Below are 22017 nucleotides of genomic sequence, written 5' to 3' on the forward strand. Positions count from 1 at the left end.
CGCTCGCCGAGAAGCCGAGCGATGCACCCCCATTAGGGTGGCGGCTCCATCGTCCGCCTCGGGAGGAGACCCATGTCGTCCGTGCTCGACTGGCTGGTCGGCCTGATGCGCACGATCGGCGCGCCCGGGGTCGGCTTCGCGACCGCCCTCGAGACGGTGTTCCCGCCGGTGCCCTCGGAGGCGGTGCTGCCGCTGGCGGGCTACACCGCCAGCCAGGGGCACTACGGCCTCGTCGCCGCGATCACCTGGGCGACGGCGGGATCGCTCGTGGGCGCCCTCGTGCTCTACTACGCCGGCGCGCGGCTGGGCGCCGAGCGGCTGGCCGGGCTCGCCGAGCGGATTCCGCTGGTGCATGCGCGCGACGTGGAGCGGGCGATGGGCTGGTTCGACCGGCACGGGCGTACGGCGGTCCTCGTGGGGCGGCTGGTCCCCGGCGTACGCAGCCTGATCTCCGTCCCCGCCGGCGTCAGCCGGATGCCGCTGCTGCAGTTCGCGGGCTACACCACGGCCGGCAGCCTCCTGTGGAACGGGCTGCTCATCGGCGCCGGCTACGAGCTCGGAGAGCAGTGGCACCTCGTCGAGAGCCGGGCGGGCGAGATCTCCAACGTCGTCTACGTGGTCATCGCCGCCGCGGTGGTGTGGTTCGTGGTGCGTCGCTGGCGTCGGCTTCGACGCGCCGGTCGGTAGCCTCCGACCATGCGTGCAGCCCAGGTCGTCACCACCACCGGACCCAGCGACATCCAGATCCGCGAGGTGCCCGAGCCGACGCCGGGACCCGGCGACGTGCTCATCGAGGTGCACCGGGTCGGGACGTCGTTCCCGGACCTGCTGCTCAGCCGCGGTGAGTACCAGCTCAAGCCCGAGGTGCCCTTCACCCTCGGTGTCGACGTCGCGGGCACCGTGGTCAGCGGTCCCGGCTTCGAGCCCGGGCAGCGGGTCGCGGCCGTGGGGCCCTACGGCGGCGCCGGGGAGCGCGCCGTCGTACCGGCGATGTTCACCTTCGGGCTGCCCGACTCGATCACCTTCGACGAGGGCGCGGCCCTGCCGATGAACTACCTCACCGCCCAGTTCGCCCTAGCCGAGCGGGGTGGCCTCAAGGCCGGGGAGACCGTGCTGGTCCACGGCGCGGCCGGCGGCGTCGGCACCGCGACCATCCAGGTGGCCAAGGGGTACGGCGCCCGCACCATCGCCGTGGTCAGCACCGAGGAGAAGGCCGAGGTCGCGCGGGCGGCCGGAGCCGACGAGGCCGTGCTCGTGGCCGGCTTCAAGGACGCCGTTCTCGGGCTGACCGAGGGTCGTGGTGTCGACGTCGTGCTCGATGTCGTCGGCGGCGACGCGTTCACCGACTCCTTGCGCGTGCTCGCCCCGCTGGGCCGGCTCCTCGTCGTCGGTTTCGCCTCCGGGCAGGGCATCCCCCAGGTCAAGGTCAACCGGCTGCTGCTCAACAACGTCGACGTCCGCGGCGTCGGCTGGGGGGCCTACGCGATGGCCCGCCCCGGCTTCATGCAGGACCAGTGGGCCGCGCTGCTGCCGATGATGGAGAGCGGAGTCGTCAAGCCGCCGGTCGGCAAGGTCTACGACTTCGAGGACTTCGGCCAGGCCTTGGTCGACATGGACGAGCGGCGCACCCTCGGCAAGGGGGTCGTGCGGGTCCGTGACTGATCCCCACGGGCAGCAGGAGCACGCCGTACGGCTCGAGTGGGGGCCCACGGGCGGTACGGCGGTCGCCGCCGGCGCCGACGTGGCCGTGGTGGTCGACGTGCTGTCGTTCACGACGACCCTGACGGTGGCCGTCGAGCGGGGCATGGCGGTGCATCCCTTCGCCTGGAAGGACGAGCGCGCCGGCGAGCACGCCGCCGACCTCGGTGCGGTGCTGGCGGTCGGGCGGTTCGAGGAGCCCGCGGCGGGACTCCCGGCCGTCAGCCTCTCGGCCGTGGCGATGAGTCGGGTCGAGGGGGTCGACCGGATCGTCCTGCCCTCGCCCAACGGCTCCGCGATCTGCGCCGCGCTGGCGGGATCGGGCGTGGCGGTCGTGGGCGCCTGCCTGCGCAACCGCACCGCCGTCGCGCACTGGCTGGCGCCGCGGGTCGCCGACGGCGCGGTGGTCGCGGTCGTACCGGCCGGGGAGCGCTGGCCCGACGGGTCCATGCGCCCGGGCGCCGAGGACCTGTGGGGGGCCGGTGCGGTGGTCGACGCGATGGTCCGGCTGGGAGCCACCGGCCTGAGCCTCGAGGCGACCCACGCCCGCGACGCCTTCCGGGCGGCGCAGGCCACGCTGCGCGACGGGCTGCTCGCCTGCGCGAGCGGCAAGGAGCTCGTCGCCGCCGGCTTCGCCGAGGACGTCGAGGTCGCGGCCGGTCTGGACGTCAGCGACGTCGTACCGGTGCTGGGCGAGGACGGGGCCTTCCGCGCCGCCCGTTGATCGGTCGTCACAGCCGTCACACGGCGGGTGTGAACCTGGTGCTTGTGGTGCGAAGCTTCATGCGGGAGCCGTGAGATTCACCGGGCACCCGGTGAATCTCACGCAGTGGCGGCCCCCCTTCCGCGCGCCGGATACTGTCGGGGGGTGAGCACCCTCGACGACGCCAGGGACGGCATGAACCTCGACATCCGTCCGCAGGACGACCTCTTCGGCCACGTGAACGGCCGCTGGCTGGACGAGGTCGAGATCCCCTCGGACCGCTCGAGCTGGGGGCCGTTCGTCCAGCTCGCCGACGCCGCGGAGGAGCACGTCCGCACGATCATCGAGGACCTCGCCGCCGGTGAGCCGCGCGACGACGACGCGCGCAAGATCGGCGACCTGTTCGCCTCGTTCATGGACACCGCGGCGATCGACAAGCTCGGCACCCGCCCGCTGCGCCCGCTGGTCGAGGCCGTCGGCGCGCTGCGCGACGTGCGCGACCTGGCGGCGTTCCTGGGTGAGTTCGAGCGGGTCGGCGGTCATGGCGTGTTCGGCTCCTACGTCGACACCGACGACCGCCAGTCCGACCGCTACCTCTTCCACCTGGCCCAGGGCGGGCTCGGCCTGCCCGACGAGTCCTACTACCGCGACGAGAAGTTCGCCGAGCAGCGCGAGGCCTACGTCGCCTACCTCACCCGGCTGCTCGCCCTCGGCCGCCACGAGGACGCCCCTGCCGCCGCGGCCACGATCCTGGAGCTGGACACCCGACTCGCCGCCGGGCACTGGGAGCGCGCCGAGACCCGCGACGTGCAGAAGACCTACAACCTGATGACGGCCGCGGAGCTCAAGGAGCTGTGTCCGGCCTTCGACTGGGACGCCTACGTCACCAACCTGGGCGGCAGCGACGAGACGATCGCCGAGGTGTGCGTGCGGCAGCCGTCGTACTTCGCCCACCTCTCCACCGTGCTCGACGAGGTGCCGCTCGCGGACTGGAAGGCCTGGCTGCTGGCGCACGTGCTGCGCTCGGCGGCGCCGTACCTCACCGACGACTTCGTCGAGACCAACTTCGACTTCTACGGCCGCACCCTCAGCGGCACCCCCGAGCTGCGGGCGCGCTGGAAGCGGGGCGTGGCGCTGGTCGAGGGTGCGCTCGGCGAGGCCGTCGGCAAGGAGTACGTCGCCCGCCACTTCCCGCCGCGGTCCAAGGAGCTGATGGACGATCTGGTCGCGAACCTGCTCGCGGCCTACCGCGAGTCGATCGCCGCGCTGGACTGGATGACCGAGGAGACCAAGCAGCGCGCCTACGAGAAGCTCGACACCTTCCGCCCCAAGATCGGCTACCCCGAGAAGTTCCGCGACTACTCCGCGCTGCGGATCAGCGCCACCGACCTGCTCGGCAACGTCGCGGCCGCCTCGGCGTTCGAGACCGACCGCCAGCTGGCCAAGATCGGCTCGCCGGTCGACCCGGACGAGTGGTTCATGCTGCCGCAGACCGTCAACGCCTACTACAACCCGGGCACCAACGAGATCTGCTTCCCCGCCGGCATCCTGCAGAAGCCGTTCTTCTCCCCGGAGGCCCACCCGGCCGAGAACTACGGCGGCATCGGCGCGGTCATCGGCCACGAGATCGGCCACGGCTTCGACGACCAGGGGGCGCAGTACGACGGCGCCGGCAACCTCAACGACTGGTGGACCGCGGACGACAAGGCCGCCTTCGAGGTGAAGTCGAAGGCGCTCATCGCCCAGTACGACGGCCTCGAGCCGCGCGACCTGCCGGGGGAGAAGGTCAACGGCGCGCTGACGGTCGGTGAGAACATCGGCGACCTCGGCGGCCTGACCATCGCCCACAAGGCGTTCGTGATCTCGCAGGGCGGGTCGGCCTCCGAGGACGACCGGCGCCGGCTGTTCCTCAACTGGGCCTACGTGTGGCGCACCAAGCGTCGCGAGGAGCTGGCGCGCCAGTACCTCACCGTCGACCCGCACAGCCCGCCGGAGTTCCGCGCCAACATCGCGCGCAACCTCGAGGAGTTCCACGAGGTCTTCGGCACCGTCGCGGGCGACGGCATGTGGCTGGACCCCGCGGAGCGCGTGCGGATCTGGTGATCGCGGGTCGCGTGAGCGTTCCGGCGTTCTCGTGCGCCGGCCCCCGAGGGTGCGGGATGCTCGCGCGATGTCGTTCCTCCGTCTGCTGACCGCGGTCCTCGCCAGGACCGCGGTCCTCACCCTCGGCTACGTGGCCTTCGCCGAGGTCCTGTCCCACAGCGACAGCACCGACGCGCTGGGGGCGGGCCTGCTGTTCTTCCTGCTCGTGCTGGTCCTGGTGCTGGTCTGGTCCGCGTACGACGGGCTGCGGCGCGGCGTGGGCGCGGCCCTGCTGACCTGGGCGCTCACGGCCGCCGCTAGCGGCGCTAGCCTGGTCGCGGCCTACGTGCTGCGCGAGTCCGGCGACCTGGGTGCCGAGCTGCGCGACAGCTGGCTCTTCTTCGCGCTCCTGGTCGCGGTCCCGGCTGTGCCCGGCGCTGCCGTGGGCGCGGTGGTGCGCCGTGCGCGCCGACACCGGGCCACCGCCTGAGCCAGGGCTGCCGCGACCCTGTCGCGGCACCCGCACCCGGCGCTACACTCGGAGCCTCTGATGCGCATCACGAAATGAGTTGCACCATGCGCAACAAACGCTCACGTGACACGGTCGTTCGGCTGCTGGAGAACGCCCGCTACGAGGTGCTGCCGACGTCGAGCACCGAGGACAAGGTGCTCGAGCACGTCCCCCTCGACCGCGTGGTCACGGTCACCGCGTCGCCGAGCAAGGGGCTGGAGGCCACGCTCGACCTGGCCGAGCGGCTGACCGGGCGGGGGTACGCCGTCGTACCCCACCTCGCGGCGCGCATGGTCACCGGCCGCACCGAGCTGGCCGAGATCTGCGAGCGGCTCACCGGCCAGGGGATCTCCCGGGTGTTCGTGCCGGGCGGCGACGCTGAGCCGGCCGGCGACTACCACGACGCGGTGGGGCTGCTCGAGGACCTGAGCGCCCTCGGCCGCCCGTTCGCGCAGGTCGGCATCACCGGCTACCCGGAGTCGCACCCGACCATCGCCGACGACCTGACCATCCAGGCCATGTGGGACAAGCGCCGCCACGCCACCCACGTCGTCAGCAACCTGACCTTCGACCCCGGGGTGATCCGGGGCTGGGTCGGGCGGATGCGCGCGCGCGGCATCACGATGCCGCTGCTGCTGGGCATCCCGGGGCCGGTCGAGCGCACCAAGCTGCTCGCCATGGCGACCCGGATCGGCGTCGGGGAGTCCACGCGGTTCCTCGCCAAGCACAAGGGCACGTTCGCGCGCCTCGCCGCCCCTGGCGGCTTCACCGGCGAGCGCTTCCTCGAGCAGTGCGCCCCCGCCCTCGCCCCGCCCGAGGCAATCGTCGAGGGCCTGCACGTCTTCACCTTCAACCAGATCGCCGAGACCGAGGCCTGGCGCCAGACCCTCCTCGACCGTCTGCGGGTGGGGGTATAGGCCCGGTCCGCTGGGGTAGTCCCTAACGAATGTGCGACTTTCGGCCCGAAATCTCGCAGATTCGTTAGGGACTATCCGGACCGACGACATCCGCCAGCGCGCGCTCCAGGCCGGAGTCGCCGGTGGCGAGGACGGTGAGGGGGAGGCCGAGCTGGGTCGCGGCCTGGTGGGCGAGGGCCCGGAGCTCGGGGTCGTCGGGGTGCTGGGCGAGCCAGACGGCCCGCGTGTAGTGGCCGAAGTAGGTGTCGCGCAGGTCGGGGTGGCGGTCCAGGCCGAGCTCCTGCAGGACCGTCCGCGCGAACGAGCGCACCAGGAAGTCCGTCAGCAGGTACGTCCCCGGCTGGTCGGCGAAGAGGCGCTCCACCCGCGACGGACCGGCGTACAGGTCGTAGCAGTGCAGCCCCGGCAGCCGCTCCAGCCCCTCGTCGGCACAGACCGCGTCGAGCGCGCCGTAGGTGCCGCAGTCGGCGTACCCCACCACCACCCGCTCGTACGCCGGTCGCAGCCGGGCGGCCAGGGCGCGGACCTCCCCGGCGATGAGCTGCGGCTGGTTGTGCAGCAGCGGCGGCAGCGGGTGCACGTCCACCGGCCAGCCGCGGCGGGCCACGATCGCGGCCGCGGGCTGGGCGATCGCTCCGCAGGCGATGACGGCGATGTCAGCCCTTCGAGACACCTCGTCCCTCGGCTCCTCAGGAACCAAACGAGAGCTGCTCGACGAACTTGTCGTTGAAGTCGGGGCGGTCGCTGAGCTCGACATAGGTCACCTCCTCGAGCAGCGCGGCGGCGCCGGCGCGCTCGCGCACCGACAGCAACGCCATCTTGGCACCCTCGCCGGCGACGTTGCCGGCAGCGACGATGCGCAACACCGGCAGCTTCGGCACCAGCCCGATGCGTACGGCGGAAGCGGGCGACAGGTAGCTGCCGAAGGAGCCGGCGAGCAGCACCTGCTGGACGTCGCGGTGCTCCAGGCCGAGCTGCTCGAGCAGCAGCGTCCAGCCGGTGGAGATCGCGGCCTTCGCGAACTGCAGCTCGCGCACGTCGCGCTGGGAGAGGTAGACGCACTCGGCGGGCACCGTGTCGGGCGCGGGCCGGTGCAGCACGAAGACCCGCTCCTCGCCGATCTTGGTCAGCCGGTCGGCCAGGGTCGGCGCGATCCCCGGGGCGTCCGCGTCCGGCACGAAGCGCCCCGACGCGTCGAGCAGGCCGACGCGCACGAGCTCGGCCACGGCGTCGACGAGGCCGGACCCGCACAGGCCGCGCGGCTCGACGTCCCCGATGACGCCCAGCTCGACGTCCTCGCCCAGCCGGACGACCTCGATCGCGCCGTCGGCCGCGCGCATGCCGCAGCGGATGGCGCCGCCCTCGAACGCCGGGCCGGCCGGCGCCGCGGTCGACAGGATGGTGTCGCCGTCGCTGAGCACGATCTCGCAGTTGGTGCCGACGTCGATGAACAGCCGGGTGCGCTTGTCGCGGTCCATGCCGGTGGCCAGCATCCCGGCGACGATGTCGCCGCCGACGTAGGCACCGAGGGCCGGGAAGAAGAACGCGCGCGCCCGGGGGTGCAGGGTCAGGCCGATCTCGGACGCGGCGACCGTCGGCGGCTGGGTGGTGGACATGACGAACGGCGCGACCCCGAGCGGCTCGGGGTCGATTCCGAGCACCAGCGCGGTCATGGTGGCGTTGCCGGCGACCGCGACCTCGTAGACCTGACTCGGCTCCACGCCGCCCTCACGGCACACCTGGTCGGCGAGCTCCGACAGCGTCGCGCCGGCGGCCTCCTGGAGCCTCCCGAGCGCGTCGGGGTCCATCATCGTCGCGCTGATCCGGGTGATGACGTCCCCGCCGAACGGCTGCTGCCGGTTGAGCATGGAGGCCACCGCGACCGGCGTGCCGGTGCTGACGTCCAGCAGCGTCGCGACGACCGTCGTGGTGCCGAGGTCGAAGGCGATCGCGTAGCGGGCGGCGGTCGTGTCGCCGGCCTCGACGTCGATCAGCGCCTCGTCGACGATCACCGCGGTGACCTTGAAGTCGGCCTCGCGGAGCACGCTCGAGAGCCGTCGCAGGACGTGCAGGTCGGCGGTGAGCTCCAGGTCGTCGATGGCGTCGGTGAGCCGGGCCAGGTCGGTGCGCTGGTCGGACAGGGTGGCCTCGTCGAGCTCGACGTAGCGCTTCTGCAGCGCGGGGCGGAGGATCACCTGGCGCCCGACGCCGACCGTCGCGGCCTTCGGCCGGGTGGTGAGCGGGGGGACCTCGACGGCGAGCGAGCGCGTCGCCTGGACCAGGCAGGCCAGTCGCCAGCCCTCCTCGAGCTGGTCGGGCGAGAAGGTGCGCTCGTCGTACCGGGTCACCGGGACGTCCCCGCCGCCCACCCGGACCCGGCACTTGTGGCAGGTGCCGTGCCCGCCGCAGGTCGAGTCGATGGCGATGCCGTTCCAGGACGCCGAGTCGAAGACGGTCACCCCCGGGGGGACCCGGACCCCGCGCTGCGTGGGCGCGACGTCGGCCCCCGTGTCGGTCGAGGAGTGGATCGTGAACGACAGGTCCACCCGGCCCGTGCCGTCGTGGGCGGCGGCGGGGGCGCCCGGGGCGGCGACGAGGCCCTCGCGGCCCAGCGCGCCCAGCTCGACCTCGGAGGGCTCCGTCACGTCGCCTGCGCCGCCTGCGCGGCCTGGCGCGCCCGGTGGGCCGCGATCCAGGCCATCCCCCACTCGTCGTGGTCGAGGAAGACGTCGGCGGCCTTGACCGCCTCGACGATCTGCGGCGTGCGCGTGTCCATGATGGCGCTGGTGAGGCCCGCGGTCATCGCCATCGGCAACCAGGCGGCCCCCAGCGTGTGCCGCGCCGGCATCCCGAAGGAGGTGTTGGACGCCCCGCAGGTCATGTTGACCCCGAACTCGTCGCGGATCCGCCGCATCGTCTCCAGCGTCACCAGCGACGTGGTGGTGTCGGCCCCGATCGGCATGGCCAGCGGGTCGATCACGATGTCGGCGGCGGCGATGCCGTACTCGGTCGTCGCCACCTCGATGATCTTGCGGGTCAGCAGGATCCGCTTCTCGGTGTCCATCGGGATCTCGTCGGAGTCGTTGGGCAGGGCGATGACCGCGGCGTCGTACTTCTTGACCAGCGGCAGGATCTGCTCCATCCGCTCGTCCTCGGCGGTGATCGAGTTGACCAGGGCCCGACCCTGGTACGCCGCCAGCCCGGCCTCGAGCGCCTCGACGACCGAGGAGTCGATGCAGATGGGCTTGTCGGTCAGCCCCTGCACCAGCGTGATCGCGCGGGCCAGCAGGTCCGCCTCGTCGGTCAGCGGCACGCCCATGTTGACGTCGAGGACGTCGGCGCCGCCCTCGACCTGCGCCTTGACGTCGCGCTCGATGGCCGAGAGGTCGCCGGCGCGCAGCTGCTCCTGGAAGATCCGGCGTCCGGTGGGGTTGATCCGCTCGCCGATGAGGGTGAACCGGCGCCCGTGGCCGAGCACCACCTCCGCGCCGGCGCCGCGCAGGACGGTCTCGTGGGTGCGGGTCATGCCGGGACCGTGGCGCGCTTCTCGTGCAGCAGCGCCTTCGCCCGCTTGACCGTCTGGGAGGCGTCGGCCGCGTAGCCGTCGGCGCCGACCGCGTCGGCGTACTCCTGGGTGACCGGGGCGCCGCCGACCATGACGATCACCTCGCCGCGGATGCCGGCCTTCTCCAGAGCGTTCATGTTGGCCTTGAACATCGGCATCGTGGTGGTGAGGAACGCCGAGAAGCCGACGATGTCGGGCTGGTGCTCCTCGATGGCGGCCACGAACTTCTCGGGGGCCACCTGCACGCCGAGGTCGATCACCTCGAAGCCGGCGCCCTCGAGCATGATGTTGACGAGGTTCTTGCCGATGTCGTGGACGTCGCCCTTGACCGTGCCCATCAGGAACTTGCCGATGGTCTGGACGCCGGTCTCGGCCAGCAGCGGGCGCAGGCGCTCCATCGCGCCGGCCATCGCGCGCCCGGCGATGAGCATCTCGGGGACGAAGAAGTCGCCGCGCTCGAAGCGGGCGCCGACCTCCTCGAGCGAGGGGATCAGCGCGTCGAAGAGCAGCGTCTGCGGCTCCATGTCGAGCGCCAGCCCCTCGTTGGTCAGCTCCAGGACCCGGGGGGCGTTGCCGACGAGAGTCTCGTCGTAGAGCGCCTGCAGGATCTCCTCGGGTGTCACGGTCATGCCACGCCCTCCTTGCGGGTTCGCCGGCGAAGCAGCGCGGAGAGCTGCTCGGCCCGGTCGTTCAACAGCCGGCCGATCTCGTCGAGCCGGTCCTCCAGCCGGGGGCTGGGCCCCGAGATGCCCAGGGCCGCGATGACCTCGCCGCCGCTGCCGCGGACCGGCGCGCCGATGCCGGTCAGCCCGATCTCGAGCTCGTCGACGGTGCTGGCCCACCCGCGCCGCGCCACCTGGGCGAGCTCGCGGGACAGGGCCGCGGGGTCGGTGACGGTGCGCGGGGTGACCTGCTCCAGGCCGTCGCTCGGCACGTCGAGGAGGCCGTGGGCCAGCAGCACCTTGCCCAGCGAGGAGGCGTGCGCCGGGACCTCGACCTCGGTCCAGTCGCGGGTGCCGAGCATGTACGTCGAGTCGACCTGCGCCACCTGCACCACCCGGTCGCCGCGGGCCACCGAGAGGTTGACGGTCTCCCGGGTGTCGGCGCCGATGCGCTCCAGGGTGGGCCGGGCCAGCCGGACCAGCTCGTCCCACGGGTCGTGGCGCGTGGCATAGAGCCAGAACAACGGCCCGGCGACGTAGGAGCCCGAGGCGTTGCGCTCCAGCAGCTCCGTGCGCTCCAGGGCCGTCAGCAGCCGCGAGGTCGTGGACTTGGGCAGCCCGCACTCGTCGTGCAGCTCCAGGAACGACAGCGGCTCGTCGGCGCGTACGACGGTCGCCACGAGGAGGGCAGCGCGGTCGATCGCCTGCGTGCCGGTCGCGGTGCTCGTCATCAGCCACTCTCGCTAGTTCCATGATGTGGAACCGATGTCCCACATGATGAGGCTAGGATGCCGCGCAGGGTCGGGTCAAGCGACCCAGCCCGCCCGCACCCGCCGCGCAGGAGGACCGATGTTCCACAACCGGATGCCCCGATACGACGTGTTGTCGCAGGAGGCCATGGCCACGCTCGACCGCGGCTGGCGCCGGCTCATGACCGAGATCGGTGTCGAGTTCATGGACGACCGGGCCCTCGAGCTGTTCCGCCAGGCCGGGCAGCGCGTCGAGGACCACACCGTCTTCCTGGACCCCGACTTCGTGCTCGCCCAGGTGGCCAAGGCGCCGCGCGAGTTCGACGTACAGGCGCGCAACCCCGCCCACAGCATCCACATCGGCGGCGACTCCATGGCCTTCGGCGCCGTCTACGGCCCGCCGTTCGTACGCCAGGGCGACGTGCGCCGCGACGCGACGATGGCCGACTTCACCGACTTCACCAAGCTCGCCCAGTCGTTCTCCGTGCTGGACTCGGCCGGGGGCATCATCTGCGAGCCCAACGACACCCCGCTCGACAGCCGCCACCTGGACATGACCTACGCGCTGCAGAGCCTCACCGACAAGGTCTACATGGGCAACGTCGTCTCGGGCGTCAACGCCCGCGACACCCTGGCCATGACCGAGATCCTCTTCGGCTCGCGCGAGGCGATCGAGGCGACGCCCGCGACGATCTCGCTGATCAACTGCAACTCCCCGCTGCGCTGGGACGACCGGATGCTCGAGGCGCAGTTCGAGTACTCCGCCGCCGGGCAGCCGGTGGTCCTCACGCCGTTCATCCTCATGGGCGCCATGTCGCCGGTGACCATCCCGGCCGCGCTCGTCCAGCAGATCGTCGAGGCCCTGTCGGGCATCGCGCTCTCGCAGCTGATCCGCCCCGGGACCCCGGTGATCTTCGGCTCGTTCCTGTCCAACATCGACATGCAGTCGGGCTCGCCGACCTTCGGCACCCCGGAGTCGGGCATCGGGCTGCTGTGCACGGGCCAGATCGCGCGCCACTTCGGGCTGCCGTTCCGCACCGGCGGCGGCCTCACCTCCTCGCAGGTCGCCGACGCGCAGGCCGGCTACGAGGCGCTCATGACGATGATGCCGACCTTCCTCGCCGGCGCCAACTGGGTCATGCACTCCGCCGGCTGGCTCGAGGGCGGCCTGGTCGCCGGCTACGAGAAGTTCGTCGTCGACATCGAGATCCTGCAGATGATGCAGGCGGAGTTCACCCCGCTGGAGATCGACGAGGCGTCGATGGCGTTCGGCGCCCACGAGGAGGTCGGGCACGGCGGCCACTTCCTCGGCGCCGCGCACACGATGGAGCGCTTCCGCACCTGCTTCTACCGCCCCCTGCTGTCGAGCTCGGAGAACTACGAGCGCTGGATGCGCAACGGCGGCAACGACGCCAACGCCCGCGCCGAGGGCATCTACCGCAAGAAGCTCGAGGAGTACGTCGCCCCCGACCTCGACCCCGCCATCGCCCAGGAGCTGCAGGAGTACGTCATCCGCCGGCGGGCCGAGCTCGGGGACTGAGGCCGTCTGCGCGAGTTTCACCGCTTAGGCGGTGAAACTCGCGCTCCTGGTACGCAACTGCATGCCGGAAGCACGAGTTTCACCGGGTAGCCGGTGAAACTCGCGCGGGGCGCCTCACCGGGTCTCGACACGCGCGGTCGCGACTTCCTTCGTCAGTCGCGCGCGCTGCTCGACCACCATCGAGGCGATCCGCTGACGCGCTCACCTCACCGAAAGACGACGGTGCGGTGCCCGTTGAGCAGCACCCGCGACTGCGAGTGCCAGCGGACGGCGCGGGAGAGGACCTGGGCCTCGACGTCGCGGCCGGCGGAGACGAGCTGGTCCTGGTCGTAGCCGTGGTCGACGCGCATGACGTCCTGCTCGATGATCGGGCCCTCGTCGAGCTCGCCGGTGACGTAGTGGGCGGTGGCGCCGACCAGCTTGACCCCGCGGTCGAAGGCCTGGTGGTAGGGGCGGGCGCCCTTGAAGCTCGGCAGGAACGAGTGGTGGATGTTGATCGCCCGGCCCGACAGGGAGCGGCACAGGTCGTCGGAGAGCACCTGCATGTAGCGAGCCAGCACGACCAGGTGCACGTCCAGCCCGTCGACGAGCTCCATCAGCTGGGCCTCGGCACGCGGCTTGGTCTCCGGGGTGACCGGGATGTGGTGGAAGTCCAGGCCGTAGGAGCGCACCAGCGGCTCGGCGTCGGGGTGGTTCGACACCACGGCGGGGATGTCGATCTGCAGCGAGCGGGTGCTGGCGCGGAAGAGCAGGTCGTTGAGGCAGTGCAGGTGCTTGGACACCATGATCAGGGTCCGGTACGGCGCGGCGGCGTCCCACAGCTCGAAGGCCATCGCGAACTCCGCGGCGACCGACGCGAAGTCGCGGCGCAGGGCCTCCGCCGAGACCACGACGCCGTCGCGCGCCGCCACGGTGAAGTCGATGCGCATGAAGAACCGGTCGGTGAGCTGGTCGCCGAACTGCTGGCTCTCCAGGATGTTGCCGCCGTGACGCACCAGGAAGCCGCTGACGGCGTGCACGATGCCGGGCCGGTCGGGGCAGGACAGGACGAGGATGAAGTCGCCGGCGGGCGCGCTCGCGCTGTGGGCGTGCTGGGAGGCGGGAAGCACCATGGTTCGGTCCTCGCGGGGAAGTCGGAGTTGCGGTGGACGAGACGCAGTCTGCGATACGCAACAGCGGCGATACTAGTCGAGCGACCGTCCGGCCACTATGGTCGCGCCATGCGCAACGAGACCGGGACGCGGGCCGAGGCGACCGGCGCGACCGGCGGGGTGCAGTCGGTGGACCGGGCCCTGACCATTCTGGAGGTACTGGCCCGGGTGGGCGAGGCCGGGGTGACCGAGATCGCCGCCGAGCTCGAGGTGCACAAGAGCACCGCCTTCCGCCTGGTCGCCACCCTGGAGCAGCACCGGCTCGTCGAGCAGACCGAGGACCGCGGCAAGTACCGCCTGGGCGTGGGCGTCCTCCGCCTCGCCGGCGCCACCACCGCCCGGCTCGACCTGGTGCAGGAGGCCCGCCCGCTGTGCCGGCAGCTGGCCGCCGCGACCGGCGAGACGGTCAACATCGCGGTGCTCTCCGAGAGCTCCGCGCTCTACCTCGACCAGGTCGCCGGCTCCTCGGCGCTCCAGCCGCACAACTGGGTGGGCCAGCACATCCCGCTGCACGCCACGAGCAACGGCAAGGTGCTGCTCAGCGGACTGGACCGGCCGGGGCTCGACGCGCTCGTCGGTCGGCTGGCGCCGTACACCGACCTGACCATCACCTCGAAGGCGCGCCTGCGCGAGGAGCTCGAGGCGGTGCGCGCCCAGGGGTACGCCGTCGCGGTGGACGAGCTCGAGGTCGGGCTGACCGCGGCCGCGGCGCCCATCCGCAACGCCCACGGCGACGTCGTGGCCTCGCTGAGCGTCTCGGGGCCGACCTTCCGGCTGCCCGACCAGCGACTGGCGGAGGTCGTCGACCTCCTGGTCGCGGCGGCGCTCGAGGTCTCGCACCGTCTCGGCTGGGGTCAACGTCAGGTCACGGAGCGGTGACGGTCCTTGACGTGACGGGCGGTGCGCTCCATTCTCGGGAACACCGCATAGTTGCGCCTAGAGCGAGCACGTTGCGGCATACGCAACACGAGGCGTAGGGGGGGCGGTCGTGGCGGAGCTGTACATCGACGGGCGATGGGTGAGTGCGCGCGCCCACGGGCGCCGCGAGATCCGCTGTCCCGCCGACGGCAGCCTGGTCGCGGAGGTCGACGAGGCCGGCCCCGAGGACACCGCCGACGCGATCGACGCCGCCCACCGCGCCTTCCACGAGGGCCCCTGGCGCGACACGTCGGCTCGCGAGCGCGGGGACCTTCTCCTGCGCCTGGCCGACCTGCTCGCGCGCGACACGGACGCCGTCGCGCGCATGGAGTCGCTCGACACCGGCAAGCGCCTCGTCGAGAGCGCCTACGACGTCGCCGACGTGGTGTCGGTCTTCCGCCACTACGGCCGGGTGGCCGATGACGACCCCGGCCGGATGGTCGACACCGGCAACCCCGGCGTGGTGAGCCGGATCGTGCACGAGCCGATCGGCGTGTGCGGACTGGTGACGCCCTGGAACTACCCGCTGCTCCAGACCTCGTGGAAGGTCGCCCCGTGCCTGGCGGCCGGCAACACCTTCGTGCTCAAGCCCAGCGAGCTCACCCCGCACAGCGCCGTGCACCTGATGCGCCTCCTGGAGGAGGCCGGACTGCCCGCAGGCGTGGGAAACCTGGTGCTCGGCGCGGGCCGGGAGGCGGGGGCCCTGCTCGCGGAGGACCCTCGCGTCGACCTGGTCTCGTTCACCGGCAGCCTCGCCACCGGCAAGGGGCTCATGGCGGCCGCGGCCGGCACCGTGAAGAAGGTGGCGCTCGAGCTCGGCGGCAAGAACCCCAACATCGTCTTCGCCGACGCCGACCTCGAGACGGCGCTCGACTACGCGCTCACCGCGGTGTTCCTGCACTCCGGCCAGGTCTGCTCGGCCGGCGCCCGGCTGCTGGTCGAGGAGTCGATCCACGACGAGTTCGTCGACGCGCTCGTCGAGCGGGCGCAGCGGATCCGGCTGGGCGGCCCCTTCGACGACCGGGCCGAGACCGGGCCGCTCACCAGCGCCCAGCACCGCGACAAGGTCGAGGCGTACGTCGCCGCCGGCCTCGCCGAGGGCGCCGTGCTGCGCTGCGGCGGGGCCCGCCCCACCGATCCGGCGCTCGCCGACGGCTTCTACTACCTGCCCACGATCCTGGACGCGTGCACCACCGGGATGTCGGTCACGCAGGACGAGTCGTTCGGGCCGGTGCTGACCGTGGAGACCTTCACCAGCGAGGACGAGGCGGTGGCCACGGCCAACGACAGCATCTACGGCCTGGCCGGCGCGGTGTGGACGCAGGACGCGGGCAAGGGCCAGCGCGTCGCGGCCCGGCTGCGCATGGGCACGGTCTGGATCAACGACTACCACCCGTACGTGCCGCAGGCGGAGTGGGGCGGCTACAAGCAGTCCGGCACCGGTCGCGAGCTGGGTCGCGCCGGTCTCGAGGAGTACCGCGAGACCAAGCACGTCTGGCAGAACATCAGCCCGGCCCCGCAGCACTGGTTCTCGGTCTGAGGGGGGCGACGTGACCGAGGAGCGCTACGACTACGTGATCGTGGGAGGGGGCTCCGCGGGCGCGGCCATCGCGCACCGGCTCAGCGCCGACCCGGCCACGTCGGTGCTGGTGCTGGAGGCCGGGCGCCGCGACTACCAGGCCGACCCGTTCATCAACATGCCGGCGGCGCTGCCGATCCCGATCGGCAACCGGCTGTGGGACTGGAAGTACGAGACCGACCCGGAGCCGCATATGAACGGCCGGCGGATCTACCACGCCCGCGGCAAGGTGCTGGGTGGCTCCAGCAGCATCAACGGGATGATCTTCCAGCGGGGCAACCCGCTGGACTACGAGCGCTGGGCGGGCGACCCGGGCCTGGAGTCCTGGGACTACCGGCACTGCCTGCCGTACTTCAAGCGCATGGAGACGTGCCTGGCCGGCGCCGACGACTGGCGCGGCGGCGACGGCCCGCTCAAGCTCGAGCGCGGGCCGGCGACCAACCCGTTGTTCGGCGCGTTCTTCGCGGCCGCGCAGGAGGCGGGATACCCGCTGACCGACGACGTCAACGGCTACCGCCAGGAGGGCTTCGGGCGCTTCGACCGCAACATCTACCGCGGCCGACGCTGGTCGGCCTCCCGCGCCTACCTCGACCCGGTCCGCGACCGGCGCAACCTCACGATCCGGACCCATTCCTTCGTCACCAGGGTGCTCTTCGACGGCACCCGCGCGGTCGGCGTCGACTATCGCCGCGGCCGCTCACGGCGCTCGGTGCGGGCCGGCGAGGTGATCCTCTGCGGCGGCGCCATCAACACCCCGCAGCTGCTCCAGCTCTCCGGCGTCGGCGAGCGAGGGCTGCTCGAGCGCCACGGCATCGACGTCGTGCACGACCTGCCCGGCGTCGGGGAGAACCTCCAGGACCACCTGGAGGTCTACGTCCAGTACGCCTCCAAGCAGCCGGTCTCGATCGCGCCGGGCCTGCGCTACCGCCACCGCCCGAAGATCGCGCTGCAGTGGCTCCTGCAGCGCAAGGGACTCGGCGCGACCAACCACTTCGAGGGCGGTGGCTTCGCGCGCGGCAACGACCAGGTCGACTGGCCCAACCTGATGTTCCACTTCCTGCCGGTGGCCATCCGCTACGACGGCTCGGCGCCCACCAAGGGGCACGGCTACCAGGTCCACATCGGACCCATGTACGCCGACACCCGCGGCTGGGTGCGGATCCGCTCGGCCGACCCGCGCGAGCACCCCTCGATGCAGTTCAACTACCTCTCGACGCCCACCGACCGCAAGGAGTGGGTCGAGGCGATCCGGGTCGCGCGCGACATCCTCAACCAGCCGGCGTTCGACGCCTTCAACGCCGGCGAGCTGTCGCCGGGACCGACGGTCCGCACCGACGAGGAGATCCTCGACTGGGTGCGCGCCGACGCCGAGACCGCCCTGCACCCCTCGTGCACGGCCAAGATGGGCGTCGACGAGATGTCGGTGACCGACCCGACCACGATGCGGGTGCACGGGACCGAGTCGCTGCGCGTCGTCGACGCCTCGGTCTTTCCCTACGTCACCAACGGCAACATCTACGCCCCCGTGATGATGGTCGCCGAGAAGGCGGCCGACCTGATCGCCGGAAACACGCCCCTCCCGCCCGCGGACGTGTCCTACTACCGCTATCGGGACGCGACCCCGCTCTACCCGCCGGGCGACCCCCGCAACCATGAGGAGCACGCATGAGCGTCGCAACCGAGCACGCCGCCGAGCCCGGGACCGCCGCGGAGGAGAGCGCCCTCTCGGTGCGCCACCTCTGGAAGATCTTCGGCAAGGGCAGCAGTGCCATCATCGGCACGCCGGACGCCGACCTGTCGCGCGCCGAGCTCAAGGAGAAGACCGGCTGCGTCGTCGGCGTCAAGGACGTGTCCTTCGACGTCGCGCCCGGCGAGGTGTTCGTGGTGATGGGGCTCTCCGGCTCCGGCAAGTCGACCCTCATCCGGTGCCTGACCCGGCTGATCGAGCCCACGTCGGGGCAGACGATCATCGCCGGGCAGGACGTCAACAAGTCCTCGCCGGCCCAGCTGCGAGAGCTCCGCCGGCACCATGCCTCGATGGTCTTCCAGCACTTCGGTCTCCTGCCGCACAAGCAGGTGATCGACAACGTCGCCTACGGTCTCGAGATCCGCGGGCTGGGCAAGAAGGAGCGGCGCGCGAAGGCCGGTGAGGTGGTCGACCTGGTCGGCCTGTCCGGCTATGAGCACTCCTACCCCGACCAGCTCTCCGGCGGCATGCAGCAGCGCGTCGGCCTGGCTCGGGCGCTGGCCGGCGACCCCTCGCTGCTGCTGTTCGACGAGCCGTTCTCGGCGCTCGACCCGCTGATCCGCCGCGACATGCAGAACGAGGTGATCCGCCTCCACCACGAGCTCGGCAAGACCATGGTCTTCATCACCCACGACCTTCAGGAGGCGCTCAAGCTCGGCGACCGGATCCTGATCCTGCGTGACGGCGAGATCGTGCAGATCGGCGCACCGGCCGAGGTGGTCGGCGCCCCTGCCGACGACTACGTCAAGGACTTCGTCTCCGAGGTGCCCCGCTCGCACGTGCTGACTCTGAAGTGGGTGATGCGCGACCCCCGCCCCGACGACTCCATGGAGGGCCCGGTGATGTCGTCGGACACGATCGTGCGCAAGGCCGCCCAGGCCGCCCTCGCCGCCGCACACCCGGTCCGCGTCGTCGACGGGGACCGGCTGGTCGGCATCGTCGACGACGACGCGATCCTGCGGGTGGTCGTGGCGGAGGAGGAGGCGCGATCGTGACCGCCACCCTCGCCCCGCCGGCCGCGGGCCCCCGGAGCCCGGAGCCCCCGGAGACGCGTGAGCGCCGTACGGTGCCGCGCTGGGTGTGGGCGCTGGGGGTGATCGGGCTGTGGGTCGCGGTGTGGGCCCTCACCAAGGGCCAGGACACGCTCGCCCTCGCCGGCCGCGAGAACACCGACCTGCACGACTCGCTGACCGGCTTTCGCGACGACGTGCTCGCGAACCGCGACACCAACCCGGTCATCCAGTTCACCTACGGGCTCGGGGACTGGTTCGGCGGAGTCGTCGACTGGCTCCAGCGGATGCTGTCGATCCCCGACTTCCCGCGCCCGGTGCCCCAGGTCGGCTGGCTCGGCATCACCGCGGTCGCGGCCTGGGTCGGCCTGGCCGTCGCGGGATGGCGGATCGCCATCCTCGTGGCGTTGTCGTTCGTCTCCTTCGGGGCCTTCGGCTTCTGGTCCGACGCCATGGACTCCTTGATCGTCACCTTCGTCTCCGTCGCGGTCGTCGTCGTGGTGGGCATCCCGCTCGCGGTGCTTCTCGGGACCTCCGGCCGGGCGACCACGGCGGTCGTCACCACCATGCTCGACGTGCTGCAGACCCTGCCCGCGTTCGTCTACCTGGCACCCATCGCGCTGTTCTTCGGCATCGGTCCCTCGGCGGCGGTGATCTGCACGCTCATCTACGCGCTGCCGCCGCTCATCCGGATCGCCGGGCACGGCATCCGCACCGTCTCGTCCACGACCATCGAGGCCACCGACTCGGCCGGCCAGACCCGGTGGCAGCGGCTGACCAAGGTGCAGCTGCCCATGGCCCGTCGCACGATCGTGGTGGGCCTGAACCAGACGATCATGGCGGCGCTGTCGATGGCGACGATCGCCGCGCTGGTCAACGGCCCCGGCCTCGGCCTGCCGGTCTACCGCGCGCTGACGCGCAACGACGTGGGCGGCGCGTTCGTGCCGGGCCTGCTGATCGTGGTCATGGCCGTGATGCTCGACCGCGCCACCACGGCCGCGAGCGAGTACGGCGAGAAGACCGCGCGCGGCCGGGTGGACCTCAGGCTGCGGCGCATCGTCCTCGCGGTGGCCGGCATCGGCGCGCTGGTCGCGGTCTACCTCTCCCGCACCTACTCCTCGCTCGCGGAGTTCCGCGAGCTGTCGTGGGGTCCCCAGCTGGCCGACGCGGTGGACCGGTTCTTCGAGTGGTTCACCGACACCTTCCGCGACGTCACCCAGGCGTTCAAGGACGCGATCAGCTCGCTGCTGCTCAACCCGCTGCAGGCGCTGCTGTCGGAGTCGCCGTGGTGGCTCGCCGCCGCGGCCATCCTGGCGCTGGCGGTCGTCTTCGGCGGGGTCCGCGCGGTCGTGCCCACCGTGCTCTGCCTGGCGGGCCTCCTCTTCGTCGACCTGTGGCACGACGCGATGGTCACTCTCACGATGGTGCTGGTCGGCACGCTCCTGGTGATGGTCCTTGCCGTGGTGCTCGGCGTGGCGATGGCACGCAGCCGGCGCACCGACCTGGTGCTGCGACCCCTCCTGGACGCCGGGCAGACGATCCCGCCGTTCGTCTACCTCATCCCGGTGCTCGCGCTCTTCGGCCCGACCCGCTTCACGGCGATCGTCGCCGGTGTCGTCTACGCCGCGCCGGTCGCGATCAAGCTCGTCGCCGACGGCATCCAGGGCGTCTCGCCGACGACTCTGGAGGCGGCTCGATCGACCGGCTCGACGACGTGGCAGGAGATCACCAAGGTCCAGCTGCCGATGGCGCGCGGCTCGCTCGTGCTGGCGGCCAACCAGGGCCTGCTCTACGTCCTCGCCATGGTCGTGATCGGCGGTCTGGTGGGCGCCGGAGCGCTCGGATACGACGTGGTGCTCGGCTTCGCCCGCTCCGAGGAGTGGGGCAAGGGGGCGGCCGGCGGCATCAGCATCGTGCTGCTCGGCATCATGCTCGACCGGATCATGCGCGGCGCTGCCGGCAAGGACCGTCCAGTCCGCGACCCTGCGCAGCCGTCCCGCTGGGCCGGCGTGCGGTGGACCGGCTCGCTTCGAGCCACCCGATAGCTCTCGGCAGGACAACACCCGGCACCACCCAACCAAGGAGAAGAAATTGCGACACTCAAGGAAGCGAGTAGCAGGCCTCGTCTCGGTTGCGGCGGTGGCTGCTCTCACGCTCGCCGGCTGCGGCGAGGGGTCCATCGACGAGGAGACCAAGGAGAACGAGTCCCAGGCGGCCGAGGCCGGCGACTGCGGCGAGGTCAACATGGCGGTCAACCCCTGGGTCGGCTACGAGGCGGACGCCTACGTCGTGGGACAGATCGCGAGCGAGCAGCTCGGCTGCAAGGTCAACTACAAGGAGCTCAAGGAGGACGTCGCCTGGCAAGGCTTCGGCACCGGCGAGGTCGACGTCGTGATCGAGGACTGGGGCCACCCGGACCTGGAGAAGAAGTTCTTCGAGGGCACCGGCGACGGCAGCGCGATGGACGGCGGCCCGACCGGCAACGTCGGGATCATCGGCTGGTACGTCCCGCCGTGGCTCGCGGAGGAGCACCCGGACATCCTCGAGTACGAGAACCTCAACAAGTACGCCAAGGACTTCGCGACCTCCGAGTCCGGAGGCAAGGGTCAGTTCCTCGGCGCCGACCCCTCCTACGTCCAGTTCGACGAGGCGATCGTGGCCAACCTCGACCTCGACTTCAAGGTCGTCTTCTCCGGCAGCGAGGCCGCCAGCATCACGGCGTTCCAGCAGGCCGAGGAGAACAAGGAGTTCCTGATCGGCTACTTCTACGAGCCGCAGTGGCTCTTCGCCGACGTCCCGCTGGCGAAGGTGGCGCTGCCGCCGTACGAGGAGGGGTGCCAGGACGACCCGGCCAAGGTCGCCTGCGACTACCCCGAGACGGAGCTGAAGAAGATCCTCTCGACCGAGTGGGTCGCCGAGGGCGGGCCGGCGGTCGAGCTGGTCCAGAACTTCCAGTGGACCAACGAGGACCAGAACCTCGTGGCCAAGTACATCTCCGACGAGGGCCTGTCCGCCGAGGACGCGGCCGCGAAGTGGGTCGAGGAGAACCAGGACAAGGTCGACGCCTGGCTGGGCTGAGTCCGGAGCCGAACTCCGGCCGGGAGGTCTTGACCTCCCGGCCGGGGACGGGTGATCCTGGAGTTCGTTTCATATGACGCATCAGGTTGCGCATCACGCAACACTCT

At 71.5% G+C, this 22017-nt stretch carries 19 protein-coding genes; 13 read left to right on the plus strand and 6 right to left on the minus strand.

What is annotated here, in order from left to right:
- The first annotated feature begins 72 nt into the window (after window positions 1-72).
- The 6 genes from LQ940_RS00390 (at window position 73) to LQ940_RS00415 (ending at window position 5911) form a co-directional block, all read left to right on the plus strand.
- A complete protein-coding gene (locus LQ940_RS00390) occupies window positions 73-687 on the plus strand; it encodes a DedA family protein (protein ID WP_231241182.1) in 615 nt (204 codons plus the stop codon).
- A gap of 9 nt (window positions 688-696) precedes the next feature.
- Window positions 697-1662 carry an NADPH:quinone oxidoreductase family protein gene (locus LQ940_RS00395; protein WP_231241181.1) on the plus strand — a complete coding sequence of 322 codons (966 nt, stop codon included), beginning with the start codon at window positions 697-699 and terminating at the stop codon, window positions 1660-1662.
- On the plus strand, window positions 1655-2422 hold the full coding sequence (locus LQ940_RS00400) for a 2-phosphosulfolactate phosphatase (RefSeq protein ID WP_231241180.1): 768 nt from the start codon (window positions 1655-1657) through the stop codon (window positions 2420-2422). Before LQ940_RS00395 ends, LQ940_RS00400 begins: the two co-directional genes overlap by 8 nt.
- 144 nt (window positions 2423-2566) lie before the next feature.
- Window positions 2567-4504: a M13 family metallopeptidase gene (locus LQ940_RS00405; protein ID WP_269217222.1), complete on the plus strand. Its 1938-nt coding sequence runs from the start codon at window positions 2567-2569 to the stop codon at window positions 4502-4504.
- Between the two features lie 67 nt (window positions 4505-4571).
- Window positions 4572-4973: a hypothetical protein gene (locus tag LQ940_RS00410; protein ID WP_231241179.1), complete on the plus strand. Its 402-nt coding sequence runs from the start codon at window positions 4572-4574 to the stop codon at window positions 4971-4973.
- Between the two features lie 86 nt (window positions 4974-5059).
- A complete protein-coding gene (locus tag LQ940_RS00415) occupies window positions 5060-5911 on the plus strand; it encodes a methylenetetrahydrofolate reductase (protein WP_231241178.1) in 852 nt (283 codons plus the stop codon).
- 64 nt (window positions 5912-5975) lie between these two features.
- On the opposite strand, the gene LQ940_RS00420 is transcribed toward LQ940_RS00415, so the two are convergent.
- Genes LQ940_RS00420 through LQ940_RS00440 form a run of 5 tightly spaced genes read right to left on the minus strand, consistent with a single transcriptional unit; the run spans window position 5976 to window position 10869 of the window.
- Window positions 5976-6584, minus strand: coding sequence for a DUF1638 domain-containing protein (locus tag LQ940_RS00420; protein WP_231241176.1), 609 nt, complete (start codon window positions 6582-6584; stop codon window positions 5976-5978).
- 16 nt (window positions 6585-6600) lie between these two features.
- Complete coding sequence (locus LQ940_RS00425; RefSeq protein WP_231241175.1) at window positions 6601-8556, minus strand: ASKHA domain-containing protein; 1956 nt, start codon at window positions 8554-8556, stop codon at window positions 6601-6603.
- Complete coding sequence (locus LQ940_RS00430; RefSeq protein WP_231241173.1) at window positions 8553-9437, minus strand: dihydropteroate synthase; 885 nt, start codon at window positions 9435-9437, stop codon at window positions 8553-8555. Before LQ940_RS00430 ends, LQ940_RS00425 begins: the two co-directional genes overlap by 4 nt.
- Window positions 9434-10105, minus strand: coding sequence for a corrinoid protein (locus LQ940_RS00435; RefSeq protein WP_231241171.1), 672 nt, complete (start codon window positions 10103-10105; stop codon window positions 9434-9436). The genes LQ940_RS00430 and LQ940_RS00435 overlap by 4 nt, the downstream gene beginning before the upstream one ends.
- A complete protein-coding gene (locus tag LQ940_RS00440; RefSeq protein WP_231241169.1) occupies window positions 10102-10869 on the minus strand; it encodes an IclR family transcriptional regulator in 768 nt (255 codons plus the stop codon). Before LQ940_RS00440 ends, LQ940_RS00435 begins: the two co-directional genes overlap by 4 nt.
- A 46-nt stretch (window positions 10870-10915) precedes the next feature.
- On the opposite strand from LQ940_RS00440, the gene LQ940_RS00445 reads away from it, so the two are divergent.
- Window positions 10916-12427, plus strand: a complete 1512-nt coding sequence (locus LQ940_RS00445; RefSeq protein ID WP_269214296.1) for a trimethylamine methyltransferase family protein — start codon at window positions 10916-10918, stop codon at window positions 12425-12427.
- A 206-nt stretch (window positions 12428-12633) separates the two neighbouring features.
- Here LQ940_RS00445 and purU read toward each other — a convergent pair whose 3' ends face one another.
- Window positions 12634-13539, minus strand: coding sequence for a formyltetrahydrofolate deformylase (purU, locus tag LQ940_RS00450; RefSeq protein ID WP_231241166.1), 906 nt, complete (start codon window positions 13537-13539; stop codon window positions 12634-12636).
- A 108-nt stretch (window positions 13540-13647) separates the two neighbouring features.
- Here purU and LQ940_RS00455 point away from each other — a divergent pair, with 108 nt between their 5' ends.
- The 6 genes from LQ940_RS00455 (at window position 13648) to LQ940_RS00480 (ending at window position 21910) form a co-directional block, all read left to right on the plus strand.
- A complete protein-coding gene (locus LQ940_RS00455; RefSeq protein WP_231241164.1) occupies window positions 13648-14457 on the plus strand; it encodes an IclR family transcriptional regulator in 810 nt (269 codons plus the stop codon).
- A gap of 109 nt (window positions 14458-14566) precedes the next feature.
- Window positions 14567-16036: an aldehyde dehydrogenase family protein gene (locus tag LQ940_RS00460; RefSeq protein WP_231241163.1), complete on the plus strand. Its 1470-nt coding sequence runs from the start codon at window positions 14567-14569 to the stop codon at window positions 16034-16036.
- 10 nt (window positions 16037-16046) lie between these two features.
- Window positions 16047-17744, plus strand: coding sequence for a choline dehydrogenase (gene betA / locus LQ940_RS00465; protein WP_231241162.1), 1698 nt, complete (start codon window positions 16047-16049; stop codon window positions 17742-17744).
- On the plus strand, window positions 17741-18817 hold the full coding sequence (locus LQ940_RS00470; RefSeq protein ID WP_231241161.1) for a quaternary amine ABC transporter ATP-binding protein: 1077 nt from the start codon (window positions 17741-17743) through the stop codon (window positions 18815-18817). The genes betA and LQ940_RS00470 overlap by 4 nt, the downstream gene beginning before the upstream one ends.
- Complete coding sequence (locus tag LQ940_RS00475) at window positions 18814-20877, plus strand: ABC transporter permease (protein ID WP_231241159.1); 2064 nt, start codon at window positions 18814-18816, stop codon at window positions 20875-20877. The genes LQ940_RS00470 and LQ940_RS00475 overlap by 4 nt, the downstream gene beginning before the upstream one ends.
- A gap of 94 nt (window positions 20878-20971) precedes the next feature.
- Window positions 20972-21910 carry an ABC transporter substrate-binding protein gene (locus tag LQ940_RS00480; RefSeq protein WP_231241157.1) on the plus strand — a complete coding sequence of 313 codons (939 nt, stop codon included), beginning with the start codon at window positions 20972-20974 and terminating at the stop codon, window positions 21908-21910.
- Window positions 21911-22017 lie beyond the last annotated feature (107 nt).

The organism is Nocardioides sp. cx-173 (genome assembly GCF_021117365.1).
GTDB lineage: Bacteria > Actinomycetota > Actinomycetes > Propionibacteriales > Nocardioidaceae > Nocardioides.

Coding starts and splice junctions, on each gene's coding strand:
- purU (WP_231241166.1), bottom strand. CDS start 13,539: ATGGTGCTTCCCGCCTCCCAGCACGCCCACAGCGCGAGCGCGCCCGCC.
- LQ940_RS00395 (WP_231241181.1), top strand. CDS start 697: ATGCGTGCAGCCCAGGTCGTCACCACCACCGGACCCAGCGACATCCAG.
- LQ940_RS00390 (WP_231241182.1), top strand. CDS start 73: ATGTCGTCCGTGCTCGACTGGCTGGTCGGCCTGATGCGCACGATCGGC.
- LQ940_RS00415 (WP_231241178.1), top strand. CDS start 5,060: ATGCGCAACAAACGCTCACGTGACACGGTCGTTCGGCTGCTGGAGAAC.
- LQ940_RS00440 (WP_231241169.1), bottom strand. CDS start 10,869: ATGACGAGCACCGCGACCGGCACGCAGGCGATCGACCGCGCTGCCCTC.
- LQ940_RS00435 (WP_231241171.1), bottom strand. CDS start 10,105: ATGACCGTGACACCCGAGGAGATCCTGCAGGCGCTCTACGACGAGACT.
- LQ940_RS00455 (WP_231241164.1), top strand. CDS start 13,648: ATGCGCAACGAGACCGGGACGCGGGCCGAGGCGACCGGCGCGACCGGC.
- LQ940_RS00410 (WP_231241179.1), top strand. CDS start 4,572: ATGTCGTTCCTCCGTCTGCTGACCGCGGTCCTCGCCAGGACCGCGGTC.
- LQ940_RS00445 (WP_269214296.1), top strand. CDS start 10,916: ATGAGGCTAGGATGCCGCGCAGGGTCGGGTCAAGCGACCCAGCCCGCC.
- LQ940_RS00430 (WP_231241173.1), bottom strand. CDS start 9,437: ATGACCCGCACCCACGAGACCGTCCTGCGCGGCGCCGGCGCGGAGGTG.
- LQ940_RS00470 (WP_231241161.1), top strand. CDS start 17,741: ATGAGCGTCGCAACCGAGCACGCCGCCGAGCCCGGGACCGCCGCGGAG.